Raw genomic sequence first — 522 nt, 5'->3', positions numbered from 1 at the left:
CATTGCCGTCGTCACCGGCCACCAAGGCCCCTCGTTTCCGGCCTCGCCGGCACCGACCTCACCAGCCCGGAGGAAGACGAAGCTTCGCACCTACCTGGAGGATGACTGATGTCTCCGCAACGGTTCATCGCCACCAAACAGCACCGCAGATTCGTCGAGTTCGCCGACGCCGTACGCCGGCAACACACCATCGGCATCTGCTACGGCCAAGCCGGGATCGGTAAAACACTGTCTGCCAGACGGTATGCGAACTGGCACAAAGCCGAGCGACTCCTCGAAGAATGGGGACCACGCGATGACTCCGATTTCCCGATCTATGCCGCACTGGCCAGGAAACGGACAGTCTTCTACACCCACGCGGTCCTGAGCACCCCGCGTCAGGTCAGAGACGATCTCACCGGACTGACGGTCCAGGTATCTGCGTGCATCGACGAGCATCTGATCAACACCGGAGAACTGCAGACGCGACCCAGGACTCTGGGAAGGCACGTCGAGCTGATCATCATCGACGAATCCGACCGC

The 522-nt window shown here is 61.3% G+C and carries 1 protein-coding gene; it reads left to right on the top strand.

The annotated features are described in order from the left end of the window. Positions 1–108 precede the first annotated feature (108 nt). The coding region (locus G6021_RS16180; RefSeq protein WP_182641737.1) for an ATP-binding protein at positions 109–522 on the top strand (414 nt) is incomplete at its 3' end.

It is taken from the genome of Dietzia sp. CW19 (assembly GCF_014145265.1).
Taxonomy (GTDB): Bacteria; Actinomycetota; Actinomycetes; order Mycobacteriales; family Mycobacteriaceae; genus Dietzia; species Dietzia natronolimnaea.
Note: the sequence above shows the minus strand (reverse complement) of the source record. Positions and strands in the feature narration are given on the sequence as shown.